The organism is Brevundimonas sp., from assembly GCF_036963785.1.
Taxonomy (GTDB): Bacteria; Pseudomonadota; Alphaproteobacteria; order Caulobacterales; family Caulobacteraceae; genus Brevundimonas.
In genome coordinates, this window is record NZ_JBALUS010000020.1 from 1 (window position 1) to 571 (window position 571).

The 571-nt window shown below is 64.4% G+C and carries 1 protein-coding gene; it reads left to right on the forward strand.

The annotated features are described in order from the left end of the window. The coding region (locus V7672_RS15255; RefSeq protein WP_335625418.1) for a mechanosensitive ion channel family protein at positions 1 to 571 on the forward strand (571 nt) is incomplete at both ends.

The following is a 571-nucleotide window of genomic DNA, read 5'->3' on the forward strand; positions in this document are numbered from 1 at the left end:
GCGGTCAAGGACACGATCGAAAACTACATCGCTTCGATCATGCTTTCGGTTCGCCAGCCTTTCCGGCCCAACGAGCATGTGGTGATAGACGGGCAGGAGGGCCGGGTGATCCGGCTGACCTCGCGCGCCACCGTGCTGATGACGCTCGACGGCAACCATTTGCGTCTGCCCAACGCCCTCGTCTTCAAGGCGGTGATCCTGAACTACACCCGCAATCCGGAGCGCCGTTTCGATTTCATTCTGGGCGTGGACCCGGACGACGATCCAATGTCCGCGATAGAGACCGGCCTGACCGCGTTGAAGGCCCTGGACTTCGTGTTGATGGCACCGGATCCGGCCGGAGTCATACGCGAGGTGGGCGATTCCACGATCAACCTGTTCTTCGCCGGCTGGATCGATCAGACCGCAGCCGATTTCTTCAAGTCGCGCTCGGTGGCGATCGCGGCGGTCAAGGCGGCGCTGGACCAGGCCGGCTTCACCTTGCCAGACCCGACCTATCGCCTTCGTATCGACAGCGGCGCGCTCCCGGCAGCGCCTGCCGCGCGAACGCCAGCCACGCCGGCCGCAGGGG